The following is a 21,870-nucleotide window of genomic DNA, read 5'->3' as shown; positions in this document are numbered from 1 at the left end:
AAAGCGCATCAGCCCGGCTGATGCGCTTTTTTCGTTTGTGCTAAACGGCCGCCAAAAATCAACCCAAACCAAACACCTGGCGCAAAGCACCTCCAATCTCCTGCTGCGCTTCTTCAGCCTCATCAATAATCGCGCCCATGCGCAAAAAGTCATGGGTCATGCCGGGGTAAACCGTTACGTTCACCGTCGTCCCCGCCTCACGCAAATGCACCACATACGCCAAACACTCGTCATGCAAGGGATCGCATTCGCCAAGGATCATCAAGGTCGGCGCCAGCCCCTCGGGCACCGCGCCCAACAGCGGCGAAAAACGAGGGTCCTGACGGTCAGCCAGCTCCCGCTGATACAACCCGTAGAACCATTCCAACGTGTCCTTCTCCAGCAAATACCCGGAGGCATACCGCTTCAGGGAAGCAGTGCTGCGGCTGGCATCCGTCACCGGATAGATCAGCACCTGCAAACGCGGCTGAACCGGCGCACTATTACGGGCCAGTTGCGCCGCCAACACTGCCACCAGACTGCCGCCCACGCTGTCGCCAGCCAGCGCCAATCGCTGCGTATCGATACCCAGCCCGGTGCCCTCTTCCACCAGCCAGTGCCAGGCATCTTCGGCGTCCTCGGCCGACGTGGGAAAACGCCACTGCGGCGCCAGTCGATACGCCACCGACAACACCGCGCAGCCGGCACTTTCGGCCAAGGCCCGGCACAACGAATCATGGGAGTTGAGGCTGCCCACCACATAGCCGCCGCCATGCAAGTACAACAACGCCGGGGCCGGCGCGGCAAGATCAAGGCGGCTGGCGCTGTACAGACGGGCCGGCAGTGGCTGGCCGTCGCGGCTCAGGATATCGAGGCTGTCCACCTGCTCCAGGTCGGCGGCGCCGGCGTCCATCATTTGCGACGACAGGTCAAATTGTTCGCGGGCCTGCTGCGGCGACAGTTGATGCATGGCCAGGTTTTTCCCCGTGGCCCGGCCGCTGCCCACCAGTTCAAGAAAAGCAGCAATATCAGGATTCAATGACATACAAGGCACTCTGTAGTACCGGGCAGACCTGAGGTCTCGCCCGGTGTGTATTCAGGGTTTCAAAGGACCGCAACCGGTTCCGCCAGGACGTCCACCAGCCACGCCAACAATTGTTCGGAGCGCGGCACTTCAAAGTGACCACAATCGAGCAGATAACCGGCGGTGGGCTGCTCAAGCTGCCCGGCCAAGCGTATCGCCTCTTCGCCGCGACCTGCCGTCCACCAACACTGGGGACGAACCTTGAGCGGCTCGCACGCCGCCAGTTGCAGCGAGCGCTGCTTGAGGTGTCGTGCCACGGTAAACACCTGGGCCAACTCGTCGGCGCCGAAGCCTGGCCGGGTCGCATCGCTACCCTCCCGCGCCAGGGCGTCGGCCAACAGCTGGCGCAGGTTTTGCGCAGTCTCAGCGCCAGACAGCTTCAGGTGTCGGGAAAGGTCGAAGCGAGTCACTTCGATGAACTCGCGCAGATCCGCCTGCCAGTCATCCACCGGCACCGATGGCTCGCCAGGCACATACGCATCCAGCAAACCCAGCAGTTCCACTGTCTGGCCCTGGCGTTGCAACTCTGCGCTCATCAGCGACGCCAGCGTACCGCCCAGTGACCAGCCGATCAGGTGGTAAGGCCCCTCGGCTTGCTGCTGACGCAGATAAGCGACGTAGTCGCGAGCCATGCTGTGCAGCGACGCGTCCTGCCAGAGCGGATCAAGCAGCATCCGCGACTGAATGGCGATCACCTGTCGCTGGCCGGACAGTGCCCGTGCCAGCGGCTCGTAATCGAACACCGTGCCAAAGCCCGCATGCACACAGAACAGCGGCGAGCGCCCGGCCACCGCAGGGCTGAGGACCAGCAGCGGTGAACGTTGCACAGCGGCCGAAGCATCGGCGGTCAACTCGCCAATGGTCGGTTTCTGCATCAGGTCCCGCAGCTTGAGGCTGAACCCCTGGTTTTTCAGCACACGGGAGCGGGCCACCAGTTGCAGGCTGAGAATCGAGTCGCCGCCCAGTTCGAAGAAGTTGTCATCCAAGCCGACACGCTCCACCTTGAGCAAGGTCTGCCACAGTTGCGCCAGGGCCTTTTGCACCTCGGTCACCGGCGCGACGTAGCCGCCGGTGGCGAGATTGGCGGACGGCTCCGGCAAGGCCTTGCGATCCAGCTTGCCGTTCGGTGTCAGTGGCAACTGCTCCAGGCGGATCAAGTGGGTCGGCACCATGTAGTCGGGAAGCGTCTGCTGCAACTGCTCCCGCAGGCGCTGGACGAGGCCTTGATCGACCGCGCTGTCGGCGGCAATCACATAACCCAGCAATTGTTTGCCACTACCGGCATCACGGGCAATGACCACCGCTTCGCGCACCTCGGCGCTGTCTTTGAGGCATGCCTCGACTTCGCCCAGTTCGATACGGAAACCACGGATCTTTACTTGCTGGTCAATACGCCCCAGGTAATCGGTCGTACCGTCTGCCCGCTGGCGAACCAGGTCGCCGGAACGGTACAGGCGTGCGCCGTCGAGGCTGTAAGGATCGGGAACAAAGCGCTCGGCGGTCATCGCCGGCCGGTTCAGATACCCTCGGGCCAGCCCCTCGCCGCCCAGATACAACTCACCGGCAAGACCGCTCGGCAACAGGTTGAGATCCATGTCCAGCACATGGGCGCTGCGATTGCCGATACGGCTGCCAATCGGCGCATAGGCGGCGCCGCAAACGTCCTGTGGCCCGGCTTTCCAGATCAACGGTGTCACCACCGTCTCTGTCGGGCCATAGCCATTGATGATGAACCGCGGGCGCAAGGCGCGCTGGGCCAGGTCGAAACTGGCCTGGGGCACCGCATCGCCACCGAAGCAGTAGATGCGCACTGGCGGCGGGTTGCCATCGCGCTCGGCCTGTTCGGCCAGCTGTTGCAGGTACACCGGCGGGAACGCCGCCACCGTCACGCCATGCTCATGCATGGCCGCGTAGGTCTGCTCCGGGGTCCACAGGCTGTCATCGCGAATCAACAGCCGGCCACCATGGGTCAAGGTGGTCAGCCAGCGCTCGTGAGCACCGTCGAAGGCGAACGACATAAAGTGCAACTCACAGTCATTCGGGCTCATCTCATAGCGCTCGCCGATGGCCTGGCAGTGCATGGCCAGCGGACCGTGACTGACCGCCACGCCCTTGGGCTGCCCGGTGGAACCGGAGGTGTAGATCACGTACGCGAGATTTTCCCCGTGCACCGTCACCGCAGGCGCAGTGTCCGGTAAACCATCGAGCGTCAGTTGGTCGAGTTCCAGTACATGAACGTTGGCCGGAATCGGCAACTGCCCACGTAACAAGCTGTCGGTCAACAGCAGCGCAATACCCGAGTCCTGCATCATGTAGGCCAGGCGTTCGCGTGGATAACTGGCATCCAGCGGCACATACGCGCCACCGGCCTTGAGCACCGCCAACAGCGCGACGATCATGGTTTCGCTGCGCGGCAAGGCCACGCCGACCCGCACATCCGGGCCCACGCCCTCGGCGATCAGGGCCCGGGCCAAACGGTTTGCGCGGGTATGCAGCGCGGCAAATGACAGGCGCCGCTCGGCAAACAGCACCGCCGGAGCATCGCCCTGGGCCGCCGCCAACTGGCTGATCTGTTCATGCACCCAGCCCGACTCACGCACCGCTGCCGCAGCCTGCACCGCTGACGGTGTGGCAGGCAGACCGATGGCGCCCAGGCGTTGCCCGGCGTCGCTGGCCAGGCGCTGGATCAGTCCTTCCATATTGGCGCGAATGCCTTCCACCACGGCATCACTGAAGTGTTCCTGCAGGTACATGTATTCGATCACCAGACCGTCTTCGAGGGTGACCATCAAGTCCATCGGGAAGTCCGTCAACCCGGCACTGGCGCTGTCGCCGAACGCCAGGCTGTCGTCCTGCCATTGGCGCAGGGCCTGGTCGATCGGCTGGTTCTCGAAGACGATAATACTGTCGAACAACGCCTGCCCGGCCTTGCCGGCCCAACGCTGGATATCGGCCAGCGGGGTGTATTCGCGCTCGCGCATGTCCAGGTTGTAGGCCTGCAACTGGCGCAGCCAATCACCAACGCAGTGGTGCGGGGTGATTTCCTGGATCACGGGCAAGGTATTGATGAACAGCCCCAAAATTCGCTCGGAACCCGGCAGGCTGGCCGCCCGTCCCGATACCGTGGCACCGAATGCCACGCTGCGCTGACCACTGTAACGGCTCAACAGCAACAACCAGGCCGCCTGCACCAGGGTGTTCAACGTCACTTTCTGGCTTTGGGCAAAGCCCTTGAAGCCTTCGGTGGTGGCGCTGTCGAAACGGCTGTAAAGCGCCTTATGGCCCTTGCCCTGACGAACCGCCGCAACCGTATCGGCCAGGTAGGTCGGCTGATCCAGCACCGCCAACTGTTGGCGCCAGAACTGCTCGCCCGCCTGGGCATCCTGGCGTTGCAGCCAGCTGATGTAGTTTTCGTACGGCAATGCCGGCGCCAATGCCTGCCCGGAATACTCGGCCAGCACTTCACCGATCAACTGGGAGATGCTCCAGCCATCGATGAGGATGTGATGATAGGTCCAGATCAACTGATGGCGCTGGTCGTCCAGGCGCACCAGGATAATCCGTTGCAGCGGTGGCTGATTGAGGTCAAAACCCTGGACTCGTTCACTCGCCGCCAATGCCTGCACACGTCGTTCAGGTTCAACTTCGTCGCGCCAGTCGAGCTCGCGCAGCGGCACCTCCAGATGATCCATGACAAATTGCAGCGGCTGCTCAAGGTCTTGCCAGACGAAGCCGGTGCGCAGGATTGGATGGCGGGCGAACGCCACTTCCCAGGCCCGCTTGAAGCGCTCCACCTGCAAGCCCTTGACCGGCAGGCTTAGTTGGTTGACGTACAGCTCGGCATCCGGAGCATTGAGGCCCAGGAACAGCATGCCCTGCTGCATCGGCGACAGCGGGTAAAGGCTTTGCACCTGTGCCATCGGGATCGGCAACGCCTGCACCTGCTCGGGGCTGAGGCTGTGCAGTACCTGATCCGCTACATGCTCGGGCTCAGGCTCGGCGCCGTCCAGGTTCACCACTCGCAGGGCCAAAGCTCGAATATTCGGGTGCTGGAACAAATCCTTCGGGCTCAAGCCCAGACCCGCTTCCCGGGCGCGGCTGACCACCTGAATCGACACAATCGAATCACCGCCCAGTGCGAAGAAGTTATCGGTGACCCCCACCTGCTCCCGGCCCAGCACCCCTTGCCAGATAGCCACCAGCGCCTGCTCGGCGGCGGTACTCGGTGCTACATAGGCCTCCTGGACCTGATCCGGTGCCGGCAAGGCCTTGCGATCCAGCTTGCCATTGGCCGACAGCGGCAGATGCTCCAGCGCTACCCATTGGCTCGGCACCATGTAATCCGGCAGGCAGGCGTGCAGATGCTCGGTGAGGATGTGACGCCAATCAGCGTCAACCGAAGGTTCCAGTACCACATAACCCACCAGTTGCTTGCCGTCGCGGGCCAGCACCACGGCCTCGCGCACCGCCTCGTGTTCCAGCAGCCGCGCTTCGATTTCACCCAGTTCGATACGCAGGCCGCGGATCTTCACTTGATGGTCGATACGCCCGGCGTATTCGATCACGCCATCGGCGCGGTAGCGGGCCAGGTCGCCGGTGCGATACAGCCGTTCACCGGCCACGAATGGGCAGGCGATAAAACGTTCGGCGGTCAGGCTTGGGCGACGGTGGTAACCCCGCGCCAGGCCGATGCCGCCCAGGTAAAGCTCACCCACTACGCCGACTGGCAGCGGTTCAAGGCTGCTGTCGAGGATGTAGGTGGCCAGGTTGGCAATCGGCTGACCAATCGGCACGCTGTCGCGGCCTTCGTCGGTGCAAGTCCAGTAGGTCACGTCGATAGCCGCTTCGGTCGGGCCGTACAGGTTGTACAGGCCGGCATTCGGCAGCTTGGCAAACACTTGTTGCTGGATATCCACCGCCAGCGCTTCACCACTGCAGACGATGCGTTTGAGGCTGGTGCAACTGTGGACGGATTCGTCCTGCAAGAACGCCTGCAACATCGACGGTACAAAGTGCAAGGTGCTGATCTGCTCGCGGTTGATCAACGCCACCAGCTTGGCGGGGTCGCGGTGATCACCCGGTGCGGCAACCACCAGCCGAGCACCGGTCATCAGCGGCCAGAAAAACTCCCACACCGAGACGTCGAAGCTGAACGGGGTTTTCTGCACCACGGTGTCGCTGGCGGCCAGGCCATAGGCCTGTTGCATCCAGCACAGACGATTGGTCAGGGCGACGTGGCGGTTGCCGGCGCCTTTGGGTTTACCGGTGGAACCGGAGGTGTAGATCACATAGGCGAGGTTTTCGCCGGTCACGCCCACCGATGGGTTGGTGGTGCTGTAGCCCGCCAGCCAGTCGCCCGGTTGATCCAGGGCCACGGTGTGCATTGCGTCAGTCAAGGGCAGGCGTTGCAGCAACGCGGTTTGCGTCAGCAGCAGGTTCACGCCGCTGTCTTCAAACATGTAGCTCAGGCGATCCTGAGGGTAATCCGGGTCCAGCGGCACATAGGCACCGCCAGCCTTGAGGATTGCCACCAGCGCCAGCACCATTTCGGTAGAGCGCTCGGCCGCCACGCCCACCAACACATCCCGGCCAACGCCCTGTTCAATCAGGTAGTGAGCGAGCTGGTTGGCGCGGTCGTTGAGCTGGCGATAGCTCAAGCGTTCTTCACCAAACGCCAACGCCGGGGCATCTGGGGTTTTCTCGACCTGGGTTTCGATCAGTTGTTGCACCGTTTGCTGCAACGGGTATTCGGTGGTGGTGGTGGTGTTCCAGCCCTCGATCAACCGTTGGCGCTCAGCCACCGGCAACAGGTCGATATCACCCAGCAACGTATCAGCCTCCAGACAACCCAGCAGGTGGATCATCCCCGTCGCAATCTGCTCGATAGCGCCTTCGCTGAAACTGCCCAGATCAAAACTAAAATGCAGCGACAAGCGTTCGCCCATATTCACCAACACCGTCAACGGGTAGTTGGTCTGTTCATGGTTGGCCACCGTGCCAAAGCGCAGGCCACCGGTTGCGCCCTGCTCCAAAGCCTCGGACACCGGGTAGTTCTCGAACACCAGAATGTTATCGAACAGCGCTTCACCGCCCTGCCCGGCCCAGCGCTGAATGTCGAACAGCGGCGTGTGCTCCTGCTCACGCAGGGCGAAATTCTGTGCCTGCAATTGCTCCAGCCATTCACCCAAACGCTGCTCGGGCCGTGGGCTGGCGACCACAGGCAAGGTGTTGATAAACAGGCCGATCTGCTGCTCGACACCCGGCAATTCTGCCGGACGCCCAGACACCGTGGCACCAAAGGCCACCGCGTCCTGACCGGTATAGCGTTGCAACAGCAGCAGCCAGGCCCCTTGCACCAATGTGTTGAGGGTGACTTTCTGCTGGCGGGCAAACTCGCCCAGCTGTTGGGTAAAGCTGCGGTCCAGTACACGGACCTGCTCGGCATGACCACTGCCCAGGCTTTCGACACCATGACTGACACTGTGGGCCAGCCGCGTCGGCTCATTGAGTTGCGCCAATTGCTGCTTCCAGAACGCCTCACTCACCGCTCGATCCTGGCGTTGCAGCCAGGCGATGTAGTCGTGGTAGCGTCCGGCAAATGGCGCCACCGCCTCTCCGGTATAGCGCTGCAACACCTCGCCGAACAACTGCGCGTTGCTCCAGCCGTCGAGCAGGATGTGATGGTTGCTGTAGATCAGGTGATAGCGGTCTTCGCCTGTGCGCACCAGCGTCAGGCGCAACAGCCCCGGCTGCTGCAAATCGAAAGGCTGTTCGCGCTCGCCCAGGGCCAGGGCATCCAGGGCCTGGTCAAGATCGGTACGGGACTGCCAGTCGAGCACGCTCAACGGCACGCTCACGTGTTTGTGTACCACCTGCACCGGCCGCTCGAACGAGCCCTGCCAGAGGAAGCCGCTGCGCAGGATGTCATGCTCGTCCAGCGCCGCCTGCCAGGCCGCGCGGAAGGTCTCAACCTGCAAGCCGTCGACATCGACCCGCAACTGGTTGATGTAGGCGCCGCTCGCCTGCTCGTACAGGCTGTGGAACAGCATGCCGTGTTGCATCGGCGACAGTGGGTAAATGTCGGCAACCGCGCTGGCTGGCAACGGCAGGCTGTCCAACTGCTCCTGGCTCAAGCCAGCCAGGGGGAAGTCGGACGGCGTGACCGCACCGTGCACGCCATCGCAGCAATGGGCGATCAGTGCGCTCAGTTCCTGGGCATAGTCGTCCGCCAGAGCCTGGATGGTTTGGCTGTCGAACATCTTCTGGCTGAAGGTCCAGCTCAGGCTCAATTCGCCGCCATAGACCTGGCTGTTGAGGGTCAGCCAATTGGCCAGGTTGGCGGCGGCGCTTTGCTCGGCGCCGGCCGACTCACTGGCAGGCACGAACAAGGCAGCGTCATCAAACTGGCTGTCGAACTGCCCCAGGTAGTTGAAGGTAATACGTGGCATCGCCAGGGCACTCAAGGCGGCCTTGCTCGCCTCATCCCCCAGGTAACGCAGCGCACCAAAACCAATACCTTTGTGTGGGATTGCCCGCAGTTGCTCCTTGATCGCCTTGATTGATGCGCCAAGGTCATCCTGAGTGTGCAAACGCACCGGGAACAGGCTGGTGAACCAACCCACGGTACGGGTCAGGTCGAGGTCTTCGAACAGATCCTCACGGCCATGACCTTCCAGGGCAATGCTGCTGGCCGACTGGCCGGTCCAGCGGCTGATCACCCGCGCCAGCGCGGTCAACAGCAGATCGTTGACCTGGGTGCGGTAGGCCGCAGGGGCCTGTTGCAACAGCTGGCGCGTGAGGGTGGCATCCAGTTGCGTCTGGATCGTCACGGCGTGGCGATTTTCCAGGCTCGCGTCGCTATGGTCGCAAGGCAACTCGCTGCCCGCTTGCAACTGGGCCTGCCAGAACGGCAACTCTTGTTGCACCACCTCGCTACGGGCATACGCCTGCAAGTGCTCTGCCCAGTGTTTGATAGCACTGCTCTTGGCCGGCAAGCGCACAGGCTGGCCCGTTTGCGCTTGCTGATAGGCCACTTGCAGGTCTTCCAACAGGATGCGCCAGGAAACGCCATCCACCACCAGGTGGTGGATGATCAACAGTAGACGCTGGCTGCCATCGGCCAAAGTCGCCAGCAGTGCGCGCAGCAACTGGCCGTCTTGCAGGTTCAAGCTGCGCTGGGCTTCAAGGCCATACACGGCAAGGTCCTCTGCATGCTCAAGGCTGACTTGCCACACGCGTTGCGCTTGCGCTTGCACTTCACCGAAGCGAGCCGTCCAGCCCGACGCCTGCTCGGTAAAGCGCAGGCGCAAGGCGTCATGGTGGGCACAGACCGCGTTCAAGGCCTGCTCCAGCGCCGAGCCATCAAGGGCCTGACGCGGCGTGAGCAGGACCGACTGGTTCCAGTGATGCTGTTCGGGAATCGCTTGCTCGAAGAACGTCTGTTGCATCGCCAGCAACAGGGTTTCACCGGTGACCGGCGACTGATCGATAACCAGCGCACTGACACCGGTTTTCGCCACCGTGGCCAGGCCCTGCACGGTCGGGTGCTGGAACAGGTCCTTGGGCGTGAAACGGATACCCGCCTGACGGGCACGGCTGACCACCTGGATGGAGACAATGGAGTCACCGCCCAAGGCGAAGAAGTTGTCGGTGACACCGACCTGCGCAAGACCCAGAACCGTTTGCCAGATGGCAACCAGTGTGGCCTCGACATCATTGACCGGCGCCACATAGGACTGGGCCTGAACAGCCTCCGGCAGCGGCAGTAGATTGCGCGCCAGCTTGCCGTTGGGGCTCAGGGGCATCTGCTCCAGCAACAGGATCGACGCCGGCACCATGTATTCCGGCAACTCTTGCAGCAGGTAGGTCTTGAGCAGTGCCAGGTAATCGGTCTGGCACAAGTCAGCATCGACAGGCACCACGTAACCCACCAGACGCTTGCCGGCAGGACCGTCCTGCGCCAGCACCACGGCTTCGCGCACCGCCTCGTGTTCCAGCAGCCGCGCTTCGATTTCCCCCAGCTCGATACGCAAGCCACGGATCTTCACTTGATGGTCGATACGCCCGCCGTATTCGATCACGCCATCGGCGCGATAACGGGCCAGGTCGCCGGTGCGGTACAGGCGCTCGCCGGCCACAAACGGGCTGGCGATAAAACGTTCGGCGGTCAGGCTTGGGCGACGGTGGTAACCCCGCGCCAGGCCGATGCCGCCCAGGTACAACTCACCCACGACACCGACTGGCAGCGGTTCAAGGCTGCTGTCGAGGATGTAGGTGGCCAGGTTGGCAATCGGCTGACCAATCGGCACGCTATCGCGGCCTTCGTCGGTGCAAGTCCAGTAGGTCACGTCGATAGCCGCTTCGGTCGGGCCGTACAGGTTGTACAGGCCGGCATTCGGCAGCTTGGCAAACACTTGTTGCTGGATATCCACCGCCAGCGCTTCACCACTGCAGACGATGCGTTTGAGGCTGGTGCAACTGTGGACGGATTCGTCCTGCAAGAACGCCTGCAACATCGACGGCACAAAGTGCAAGGTGCTGATCTGCTCGCGATTGATCAACTCCACCAGCTTGGCGGGGTCACGGTGATCACCCGGTGCGGCAACCACCAGTCGAGCACCGGTCATCAGCGGCCAGAAGAATTCCCACACCGAAACGTCGAAGCTGAACGGGGTTTTCTGCACCACGCTGTCGCTGGCATCCAGGCCATAGGCCTGTTGCATCCAGCACAGGCGGTTGGTCAGGGCGACCTGGCGGTTGCCGGCACCTTTGGGTTTGCCAGTGGAACCCGAGGTGTAGATCACGTAGGCGAGGTTTTCGCCGGTCACGCTCACCGACGGATTGACGGTGCTGTAACCCGCCAGCCAGTCGCCCGGTTGGTCCAGGGCCACGGTGTGCATCGCGTCAGTCAAGGGCAGGCGTTGCAGCAACGCGGTTTGCGTCAGCAGCAGGTTTACGCCGCTGTCTTCAAACATGTAGCTCAGGCGATCCTGCGGGTAATCCGGGTCCAGCGGCACATAGGCACCGCCAGCCTTGAGGATTGCCACCAGCGCCAGCACCATTTCGGTAGAGCGCTCGGCCGCCACGCCCACCAGCACGTCCGGGCCAACACCCTGTTCGATCAGGTAATGCGCCAACTGGTTGGCACGCTCGTTGAGCTGGCGATAGCTCAAGCACTCTTCGCCAAAGGCCAAAGCCTGCACATCCGGGGTTTTCTCGACCTGGGTTTCGATCAGCTGTTGCACCGTTTGCTGCAACGGGTATTCGGTGGCGGTGTTGTTCCAACTCGTAACCACAGCTTGGCGCTGGGCCACCGGCAACAGGTCGATTTCGCCCAACGCCCGCTCGGCGGACTCGGCCAGGCGCGCCAGCAACGTCTCCAGGCAAGCCGCCAGCTCAACGATGGCCGCACCGTTGAATTTCGCCTCGATATAGCTGAACTGGAATGCCAACTGCTCGCCCACATTGACCATCAAGGTCAGCGGGTAGTTGGTGCGTTCATGGCTGTGAACGGCACCGAAGTTCAGTTCATCGGGCTCGCCTTGTTGCAGCGCTTCGGACACCGGGTAGTTTTCAAACACCAGAATGTTATCGAACAGGGCTGCACCACCCTGCCCGGCCCAGCGCTGGATATCGAACAGCGGCGTGTGTTCATGCTCGCGCAACGCCAGGTTCTGCGCCTGCACCACTTGCAGCCATTGGGCGACGCTTTGTTCAGGCATCGGGCTGGCGATCACCGGCAAGGTATTGATGAACAGGCCGATCTGTTGCTCCACGCCTTTGAGCTGTGCTGGGCGCCCGGACACTGTCGCACCGAAGGCCACGGCCGACTGGCCAATATGACGCTGCAACAGCAGCAGCCAGGCGGCCTGGACCAAGGTGTTGAGGGTCACCTTATTGGCCCGGGCAAAATCGCCCAGGTGCTGGGTCTGTTGACGATCCAGAGTCAAGAAATGATCGGCATAACCACTGGCCGAAACCGTGGCGTGCTTGTCATGGGCCAGCGCTTCGGCCAGCCGGGTCGGCTCACTGAGCGGTGCCAGTTGCTCGCGCCAGAACTGCTGGCTGACACCACTGTCCTGGGCCTGCAACCAACCGATGTAGTCACGATAGCGCCCAGGCTGGTTTGCCGGGGCTTGGCCGCTGTAACGTTGCAGGACCTCGCCCAGCAATTGCGAGCTGCTCCAGCCGTCCATCAACAGGTGATGGCTGGTGAAAATCAGGTGATGACGGGTGTCGCCGATCCGTACCAATTGCAGGTTGAGCAACGGTGCCTGGGCCAGTTCAAAGCCTTGCTGACGCTGCTGGTCGGCCAATTGGTCGAGGGCGGCGGGCAGGTCCTTGCGGTCTTGCCAGTCATGCAAGGCATAGGGCAACTCGACGTGCTTGAACACCACTTGCACCGGCTGCGCCAGTTCGCCTTGCCAGACAAACCCTGAACGCAGACTGTCATGGGCATCCAGCGCCGCCTGCCAGGCTTGGCGCAAGCGCTGGGGATCAAGGCCGCCGACATCCAGACGCATCTGGTTGATGTAGTCGGCACTGTCCTGTTCGTACAGTGTATGGAACAACATGCCTTGCTGCATCGGCGACAGCGGGTAGACGTCTTCGATGTTCGCCACGGCCATCGGCAGTGCATCCAGCTGTGCCTGGCTCAACCGCGCCAGCGGGAAGTCCGATGGGGTCACACCCAGGGCCTGGGTACAATGCTCGATCAACGCAGCGAGCTCCTGCTGCAAGTCATCGGCCAGGCGCTGAATGCTCGCGGTGTCAAACATCTGCGCGCTAAAGCGCCAATCCAGGCTCAACTCGCCGGCATATACCTGACCGTTGAGGGTCAGCCAGTTGCCCAGCGGGGCATCAAGGCTATGCTCGGCGCCGGCATTTTCCGCCGACGGCACAAACAATGCGCCATCCACTTCATCGAAGCTGCCGTCGAACTGGCCCAGGTAGTTGAAGGTGATGCGCGGGGTCGGCAAGCCGCGCAATACCTGCTGCGCATCCTCGTTGCCCAGGTAACGCAGGGCACCAAAGCCGATACCCTTCTGCGGAATGCTGCGCAGCTGTTCCTTGATCGCCTTGACCGAGTCGCCAAGGCCGGCGGCCGGCGCCAGGTTGACCGGGAACAGGCTGGTGAACCAGCCGACGGTACGCGTCAGGTCGATCTCGTCGAACAGCTCCTCGCGGCCATGGCCCTCCATCTGAATCAGCGTGGAGGCCTGCCCCGTCCAGCGGCAGATCACCCGCGCCAGGGCAGTCAGCAGCAGGTCGTTGACCTGAGTGCGATAGGCCGCCGGGGCCACCTGTAGCAATTGCCGGGTTTGGTTGCTGTCCAGTCGGGTGTGTACCGTCAGGACATGGCGGCTCTGCAACCCACCCTTGGGGTGATCACACGGCAAGTGTGCGACGGCGCCCGCCAGATGGGCCTGCCAGAAGCGCAACTCGTCCTGCAATGCCGGGCTGCGAGCGTGGTCATGCAAACGCTCGGCCCAGGTCTTGAAGGCACTGGTCTTGGCCGGCAATTGCAAGGGTTGGCCAGCGTCCAGTTGCCGATAAGCACTTTGCAGGTCTTCCAGGAGAATGCGCCAGGACACGCCATCCACCACCAGGTGATGGATCGCCACCAACAAGCGCTGGGAGCCGTCTCCCAGGGTCGCCAGCACCGCACGGATCACCACGCCGCTTGCCAGGTCCAGGGAGCGCTGGGCTTGTTCACTGAGGGTTTCCAGGGCCTGGGCATCAGCCACCGGGACCTGCCACAGCAGCGCCGTGGCGTGCAGTTGCGCAGGCGTCAGGTAACGGGCAGTCGCGTCTTCGCTAAAGGCCATGCGCAGGGCGTCGTGGTGCGACACCAGTGCCTGCAAGGCTTGCTCCAGTCGTCCGGCATCCAGTGCCGTGACAGGCTTGAGCAGAACCGATTGGTTCCAGTGGGAGCGCTCGGGGATCGCCAGTTCGAAGAACACCTGTTGCACCGGCAACAGCGGCGTTTCACCGCTCACTGGCCCCTGATCAATCTGCACCCGCTGGCTGTCGGTACGGGCCACGAGCGCCAGGCTTTGTACGGTTTGGTGTTGGAACAGGTCCTTGGGCGTGAAGTGAATCCCGGCCACGCGGGCACGGCTAACCACCTGGATGGAGATGATCGAGTCGCCGCCCAGTTCGAAAAAGTTGTCGTTCAGGCCCACTTGATCCAGGCGCAGGACTTCCTGCCAGATCACCGCGATCCGTTGCTCCAGCTCGCTTTGCGGCGCCTGATAGTCGACTTGCGAGGCACCTGCCTCGGGCTTGGGCAAGGCCTTGCGGTCGAGCTTGCCATTGGGTGTCAATGGCAAGGCGCTCAGCAGCAACAGATGGGCTGGCACCATGTAGCCCGGCAACACCCGTTTAAGCTGTGCCTTGATAGCGGCCGGCTGGCGATCGTCTTGCAACAGCGCCAAATCGCTCGGCACCACATAGGCCACCAGCTGTTGCCCGCTCAAGCCCGGCTGGGCCACGACCACCGCTTCACGCACGGCCGGGTTATCTTGCAGGCGCGCTTCGATTTCCCCGAGCTCCACGCGAAAACCACGGATCTTCACCTGATGGTCGATACGCCCGATGTAATCGGTGGTGCCGTCTGCACGCTGGCGCACCAGGTCGCCGGAACGATAGAAACGCCCGCCTGGCGCGCCAAATGGGTCCGGCACAAAGCGTTCGGCGGTCATCGCCGGTCGGTTCAGGTAGCCTCGCGCCAGGCCTTCGCCGCCCAGGTACAGCTCGCCGCAAAGGCCCTGGGACAAGGGGTTGAGTTGATCGTCCAGCACGTAGGTGCTGCGATCGCCGATGCGGCTGCCAATCGGCGCATAGGCGGCGCCGCATTGCAGTTCTGGGCCGGCTTTCCAGATCAGCGGGGTGACCACCGTCTCGGTCGGACCATAGCCGTTGATGATGTGTTGTGGGCGCAGCGCGCGCTTGGCCAACTCGAAACTGGCCTGGGGCACCGCATCGCCGCCAAAGCAGTAAATGCGTACCGGCGGCGGATTACCGTCGCGCTCGGCGTGTTCGGCCAGTTGTTGCAGGTACACCGGCGGGAACGCCGCCACGGTGACACCGTATTGGTGCATGGCAGCGTAGGTCTGCTCGGGGGTCCACAGACTGTCGTCACGCAGCAGCAGGCTGCCGCCGTGGGTCAACGAGGTGAGCCAGCGTTCATGGGCGCCATCGAAGGCAAAGGACATGAAGTGCAGTTCGCAATCCGCCGGGGTCATGGCATAGCGTTCACCAATGGCCTGGCAGTGCATGGACAAAGGCCCATGGGCCACGCTGACGCCCTTGGGCTGACCGGTGGAGCCGGAGGTGTAGATCACGTAGGCCAGGTTGTCCGGATGCAGGTCTACCACCGGCGCCGTGGCGGGCCAGTGATTGAAGTCCATCAGGTCCAGTTCCAGGGCTTGCAAGCCAGCGACGTTCGGCAACTGGCCAATGAGGCTGGAGGCGGTCAGCAGCAGCGCCACGCCCGAATCCTGCATCAGGTACGCCAAGCGCTCCTGAGGATAAGTGGCATCCAGCGGCACATAGGCACCGCCGGCCTTGAGCACGGCGAGCAACGCCACCATCAGGTTTTCGCTGCGGGGCATGGCCACCGCCACCCGCACTTCCGGCCCCACGCCTTCAGCCATCAGCGCATGGGCCAGGCGATTGGCGCGGCTATCCAATTGCCCATAGCTGAGGGTTTGGCCGTCGACGATCAGCGCGACGCTGTCCGGCGCCTGCGCGGCAATGCGCTGGTGCACAAAAGGTTGCAGGGTGTAGGGCTGCGGCGTGTTGCTCGCCCGCAAGTGGTCCCACTCGCTGGCCGTCAGCAGATCCAGAGCCCCGGTGGGCCGTTGCGCTGACTGGCGAAATTGTTCGAGCAGGTGCAGCAGTTGTGCGTTGATCCGCGCAATCACTGGCGCCGAAAAGCTCTGCAGGGCGTAGCCGTAGTGCAGGGTCAGGGTCTCGTCGAGGTTGATACCCAGGGTCAGCGGGTAGCTGGTTTGTTCCAGGGTCAGCACTTCACCGAAGCGAGGGCCACTGGTTTGCGCTTGCTGCAACGCGTCCGACAAGGGGTAGTTTTCAAATACTAGGATGCTGTCGAACAGGGCTTCACCGCCCTGCCCGGCCCAACGCTGGATATCGAACAACGGCGTGTGTTCCTGCTCACGCAGGCTCAGGTTCAGCGCCTGCACCGCTTGCAGCCATTGGCCCACGGTCTGCTGGGCCTCGCTGCCGGCGATCACTGGCAGGGTGTTGATGAACAGGCCGATTTGCTGCTCGATCCCTTGCAGCGCCGAAGGTCGACCGGACACCGTCGCCCCGAACGCCACCGTGGACTGGCCGGTGTAGCGCTGCAACAGCAGCAGCCAGGCACTTTGCACCAGGGTGTTGAGGGTGACTTTCTGTTCGCGGGCAAAGGTATTGAGACGCTGGGTGGCGGCTGCATCCAGCACATGGACCAACTCGCCATGCCCTTTGGCCCCGGCATCTCCACTGGCCAGGCTCTGGGCCAGGCGAGTCGGTGCGTCGAGGGCGGCCAGTTGCTCGGTCCAGAAGCTTTCGCTGGCCGCGCTGTCGCGACCCTTGAGCCAGGCAATGTAGTCGCGGTAACGCCCTGCCGACTGGGCCACTTCCTGGCCGGCATAGCGTTGCAGCACTTCGCCGAACAGCTGCGCGTTGCTCCAGCCATCCAGCAAGATGTGGTGGTTGGTAAAGATCAGGTGGTGGCGAGCGTCGCCGGTCTGGATCAGGCACAGACGCAGCAGCGGCGCGCGATCGAGCACAAACGCACGCTTGTGTTGCTCTTCTGCGGCGCCGTCGAGGGCCAGGGCCAGGTCATCGCGACCGCGCCAGTCGAAGGCAACAAAAGGCAGCTCGACCTGTCGTGCAATCACTTGCACCGGTTGTTCAAATACCCCCTGCCAGAGAAAGGCGCTGCGCAGGCTTTCATGGGCCGCCAGTGTGTCCTGCCAGGCGGCCTGGAAGCGCTCGCTGTCGAGCCCGTCGACATCGACCCGCAACTGGTTGATGTAGTCGACACCTTCCTGCTCGTACAGGCTGTGAAACAACATGCCCTGCTGCATTGGCGACAACGGATAGATGTCCTCGACGTCTCGCAGCGCAAAGGGCAGCACCTCCAGTTGCGCCTGGGACAGGCCGGCCAACGGGAAGTCCGAGGGGGTCACGCCGCGATGGGCCGGATCGCTGCAATGGCTGATCAGGGCCGTCAGCTCCTGTGCGTAAGCGTCGGCCAACTGTTGCACCGTGACGTCCTTGAACATCTCGCGGCTGTAGACCCACTCCAGGCTCAGCTCGCCACCATAGACCTGGCCGTTAACGGTCAGCCAGTTGCCCAAGGGCGCATCGATACTTTGCTCGGCGCCCGACGACTCGCTGGCCGGGACAAACAAGGAGGCTTCGTCGAACTGCCCGTCGAACTGACCCAGGTAGTTGAAGGTAATACGTGGTATCGGCAGCTGCGCCACGGCGGCGCGCTCATCGGACCCGCCCAGGTAACGCAGCAAGCCATAGCCGAGGCCTTTTTCCGGTACGCCGCGCAGTTGTTCCTTGATGGTTTTCAGCGACTGTTCGAGGTCGGCCGCTGGCGTCAGGCGCACCGGGAACAGGCTGGTGAACCAGCCTACGGTACGGCTCAGGTCGATTTGCTCGAAAAGGTCTTCGCGGCCATGGCCTTCCAGCTGGATAACGCTGGAGGCGCCGCCGGCCCAACGGCAAATCACTCGCGCCAGAGCAGTCAGCAACAAGTCGTTGACCTGGGTGCGATAGGCCTCGGGAGCGTCCTGCAGCAACTGCCGAGTCAGGATTGGGTCCAGGCGCGTCTGCACCGTGGCCGCATGGCGATTTTGCAGGCCGCCCTGAGGATTGTCGCAAGGCAAATCGATGAGATCGTTGCCCAGGGTCTGCTGCCAGTAGCCCAACTGCGCTTGTACGGCATCGCTGCCGGCGTACTGTTCCAGGCGCTCGGCCCAGGCTTTGAAGGCGCTGCTCTTGGGCGCCAGCTTGACGCGACTGGCCGATCCAAGCTGTTGATAGGCGCTCTGCAAGTCCTCCAACAGAATCCGCCAGGACACGCCATCGACCACCAGGTGGTGAATAGCCAGCAGCAAACGCTGACTGCCATCGGCCATCTGCACCAGCAGTGCCCGCAACAACGGGCCCTGTTGCAGGCTCAATGAACGCTGGGCCTCGTCGCAACGGGCGTGCAATTGCCCTTCATCGGCGGCTTCGGCTTGCCACAGCAACGGCTGGGTCTGTTCGACCCGAGCATGGCTGGCCTGGCCATCCGGGGTAAAGTTCAAGCGCAGGGCATCATGATGGACCACCAGCGCCTGCAAGGCCTGTTCAAGTCGCAGCGGGTCGATGGCCTGGGAAGATTTGAGCAACAGCGACTGGTTCCACTGCTGACGCTCGGGGATTTCGGTTTCAAAGAACTGCTGCTGGAACGGCAACAGTGGCGTGGCGCCGGTGACCGGTGCCTGATTGATGTGCAAGGTGCTGCCCAGTTGGGCGACACGGGCCAGGCTCTGCACGGTCTGGTACTGGAACAGGTCCTTGGGCGTCAGAATAATCCCCGCCTGGCGGGCGCGGCTGACCACCTGAATGGAGACGATGGAATCGCCGCCCAGGGCAAAGAAATTGTCGGTAATGCCCACCTGCTCGCGCTTGAGCACGTCCTGCCAGATCGTAGCGATGCGCTGCTCCAGTTCGGTGCCCGGTGCGACGTAGGCGGCCTGTTGCAGGCTCGCGTCCGGGGCAGGCAGTGCCTTGCGATCGAGCTTGCCATTGGGGCTCAGGGGCATCTGTTCGAGCAGCAGCAGATGCGCCGGCACCATGTACTCGGGCATGACCAGCCCCAGGTGCAGTTGCAGGCTGGTGCGCAGCGCTTGCTGGTCGTCATCGCTGGCGTGCAGCAGATCGGCCTGGGTTGGCACCACATAACCCACCAGACGCTTGCCGTCATGGGCCAGCACCACGGCTTCGCGCACGGCCTCGTGTTCCAGCAGCCGCGCTTCGATTTCCCCCAGCTCGATACGCAAGCCACGGATCTTCACTTGATGGTCGATACGCCCGGCGTATTCGATCACGCCATCGGCGCGATAACGGGCCAGGTCGCCGCTGCGGTACAGGCGCTCGCCGGCCACAAACGGGCTGGCGATAAAACGTTCGGCGGTCAGGCTTGGGCGACGGTGGTAACCCCGCGCCAGGCCGATGCCGCCCAGGTAAAGCTCACCCACCACGCCGACTGGCAGCGGCTCAAGGCTGCTGTCGAGGATGTAGGTGGTCAGGTTGGCAATGGGTTGGCCGATGGGCACGCTGTCACGGCCTTCGTCGATGCAGGTCCAGTAGGTCACGTCGATGGCCGCTTCAGTCGGGCCGTACAGGTTGTACAGGCCGGCATTCGGCAGCTTGGCGAAGACTTGCTGCTGGATATCCACCGCCAGCGCTTCACCACTGCAGACGATACGCTTGAGGCTGGTGCAACTGCGGACGGATTCGTCCTGCAAGAACGCCTGCAACATCGACGGCACAAAGTGCAAGGTGCTGATCTGCTCGCGCTTGATCAACTCAACCAGCTTGGTGGGGTCGCGGTGATCACCCGGTGCGGCAACCACCAGTCGAGCACCGGTCATCAGCGGCCAGAAAAGCTCCCACACCGAGACGTCGAAGCTGAACGGGGTTTTCTGCACCACGGTGTCGCTGGCATCCAGGCCATAGGCCTGTTGCATCCAGCACAGGCGGTTGGTCAGGGCGACGTGGCGGTTGCCGGCACCTTTGGGTTTGCCAGTGGAGCCCGAGGTGTAGATCACGTAGGCGAGGTTTTCGCCGGTCACGCTCACTGATGGATTGGCGGTGCTGTAGCCCGCCAGCCAGTCACCCGGTTGGTCCAGGGCCACGGTGTGCATCGCGTCAGTCAGGGGCAGGCGTTGCAGCAACGCGCTCTGGGTCAGCAGCAGGTTCACGCCGCTGTCTTCAAACATGTAGCTCAGGCGATCCTGCGGGTAATCCGGGTCCAGCGGCACGTAAGCGCCGCCAGCCTTGAGAATCGCCACCAGCGCCAGCACCATTTCGGTGGAGCGCTCGGCCGCCACGCCCACCAGCACATCCGGGCCAACGCCCTGTTCGATCAGGTAGTGAGCGAGCTGGTTGGCGCGCTCGTTGAGCTGGCGATAGCTCAAGCGCTCTTCGCCAAAGGCCAAGGCCTGCGCATTCGGGGTTTTCTCGACCTGGGTTTCGATCAGCTGTTGCACCGTTTGCTGCAACGGGTATTCGGTGGCGGTGGTGTTCCAGCCCTCCACGAGAACCTTGCGCTCACTGGCCGCCAGCATCGGTAGCGCATCAACTCGCTGCTGCGGCGCGGCCAGCATGGCGTCGAGCAGTGCCAGCCAATGAGCGGCCATGCGCTCGACGGTGGAGGCATCAAATAAGTCCGTGGCATAAATAAACGCCGCCGACAGCGCGCCGTTGTGCTCGACAGTATTGAGGGAGAGGTCAAACTGCGCCGTGGGGCTCTCCCACTCCAGCCCTTCAATCCGCAACCCTGGCAATTGCACCGAGGCGGCCTGAGGGTCCTGCGCCTTATGGTTGAACATCACCTGGAACAACGGGTTGCGACTCAAGCTGCGTTCCGGCTGGAGAACGTCCACCAGTTGCTCAAAGGGCAAATCCTGATGAGCCTGGGCATCCAGGGCGCTCTTGCGCACCTGTTGCAGCAAATGCCTGACAGTGGCGTGGCTATCCACTTCGGCGCGCAGCACCTGGGTATTGACCAGAAAGCCGATCAAGCGCTCGGTTTCACTGCGACTGCGATTGGCAATCGGCACGCCGACGCGAATATCGGACTGCCCGCTGTAGCGATGCAACAACAGCTGGAACGACGCCAGCAATACCATGAAACCGGTGACGTTCTCTTGCTGAGTCAAGCGCTTGAGTGCTTCCAGCCGTCGACCACCCAGCTCGACTCGCACACTGGCGCCGGCAAAGCTTTGCACTGCCGGGCGGGCGTGGTCGGTGGGCAACTCCAGCACCGGCTGCTCGCCGGCGAGTTGCGTCTGCCAATAGCCAAGTTGCCGCTCACGCTCACCCGCTTCCATCCAGTGCCGCTGCCACAACGCGTAATCGGCGTACTGCACCGGCAAGGGCGGCAAGCTGCCTTGGCGGCCCTGGCTGAAATCAGCGTAAAGCTGCACCAGTTCATCAGCCATGACTTGCAGGGAAGCGCCATCACAAATGCTGTGATGCAGGGTCAGCACCAACACATGCTGGTGCGGCGCCAGGCGCAACAGGCGCGCGCGCATCAAGGGGCCGCGGGCCAGGTCAAAGGAGGCCCCGGTCTCCGCTTCAACCAGTGCCCGCAGGCCTGGCTCGCCGCTGGCAAGCCATTGGGCCTCATGGGCCTCAGCCAACAGTGGCCGGGCCACCGGGTCGCCGATGTGTTGCAGGACTTGATCGCGGTCCTGGATAAAGGTCGTGCGCAGGCTTTCGTGGCAAGCCACCAGCGTCGCCAGGCTGTTGTGCAGGGCATCGAGATCCAGTGCGCCGATCAGGCGTAAAGCCTTGGACAGGTTGTAGGCAGCACTGTCGGGGTCCAATTGCCAGAGGAACCATTGGCGCTGCTGGGCGTAGGACAGCAGTAAAGGCTCGTCGGCATCGCGTTTGAAAATAGGCGCGACACCAAACAAATTAATGCCCTTTTGCTTGAGCAGGATGGCCAGCGCCTTCCTTTCTTTCGCAGAAAGCGCTGCTACCGACTCGATTAACTTTTGCACGCCATA

Annotated in this window: 2 protein-coding genes; both read right to left on the bottom strand. The window is 62.8% G+C overall.

What is annotated here, in order from left to right:
- Nucleotides 1-58: 58 nt before the first annotated feature.
- On the bottom strand, nucleotides 59-1,024 hold the full coding sequence (locus tag FQ182_RS08175) for an alpha/beta hydrolase (RefSeq protein ID WP_149413670.1): 966 nt from the start codon (nucleotides 1,022-1,024) through the stop codon (nucleotides 59-61).
- 59 nt (nucleotides 1,025-1,083) lie between these two features.
- Nucleotides 1,084-21,864 carry a non-ribosomal peptide synthase/polyketide synthase gene (locus tag FQ182_RS08170; protein ID WP_149413671.1) on the bottom strand — a complete coding sequence of 6,927 codons (20,781 nt, stop codon included), beginning with the start codon at nucleotides 21,862-21,864 and terminating at the stop codon, nucleotides 1,084-1,086.
- Between the last annotated feature and the right edge of the window lie 6 nt (nucleotides 21,865-21,870).

Source organism: Pseudomonas sp. ANT_H4, from assembly GCF_008369295.1.
Classification (GTDB): Bacteria; Pseudomonadota; Gammaproteobacteria; order Pseudomonadales; family Pseudomonadaceae; genus Aquipseudomonas.
The sequence above is the reverse complement of the archived record's forward strand: the minus strand, read 5'-3'. Positions and strand labels throughout refer to the sequence as shown.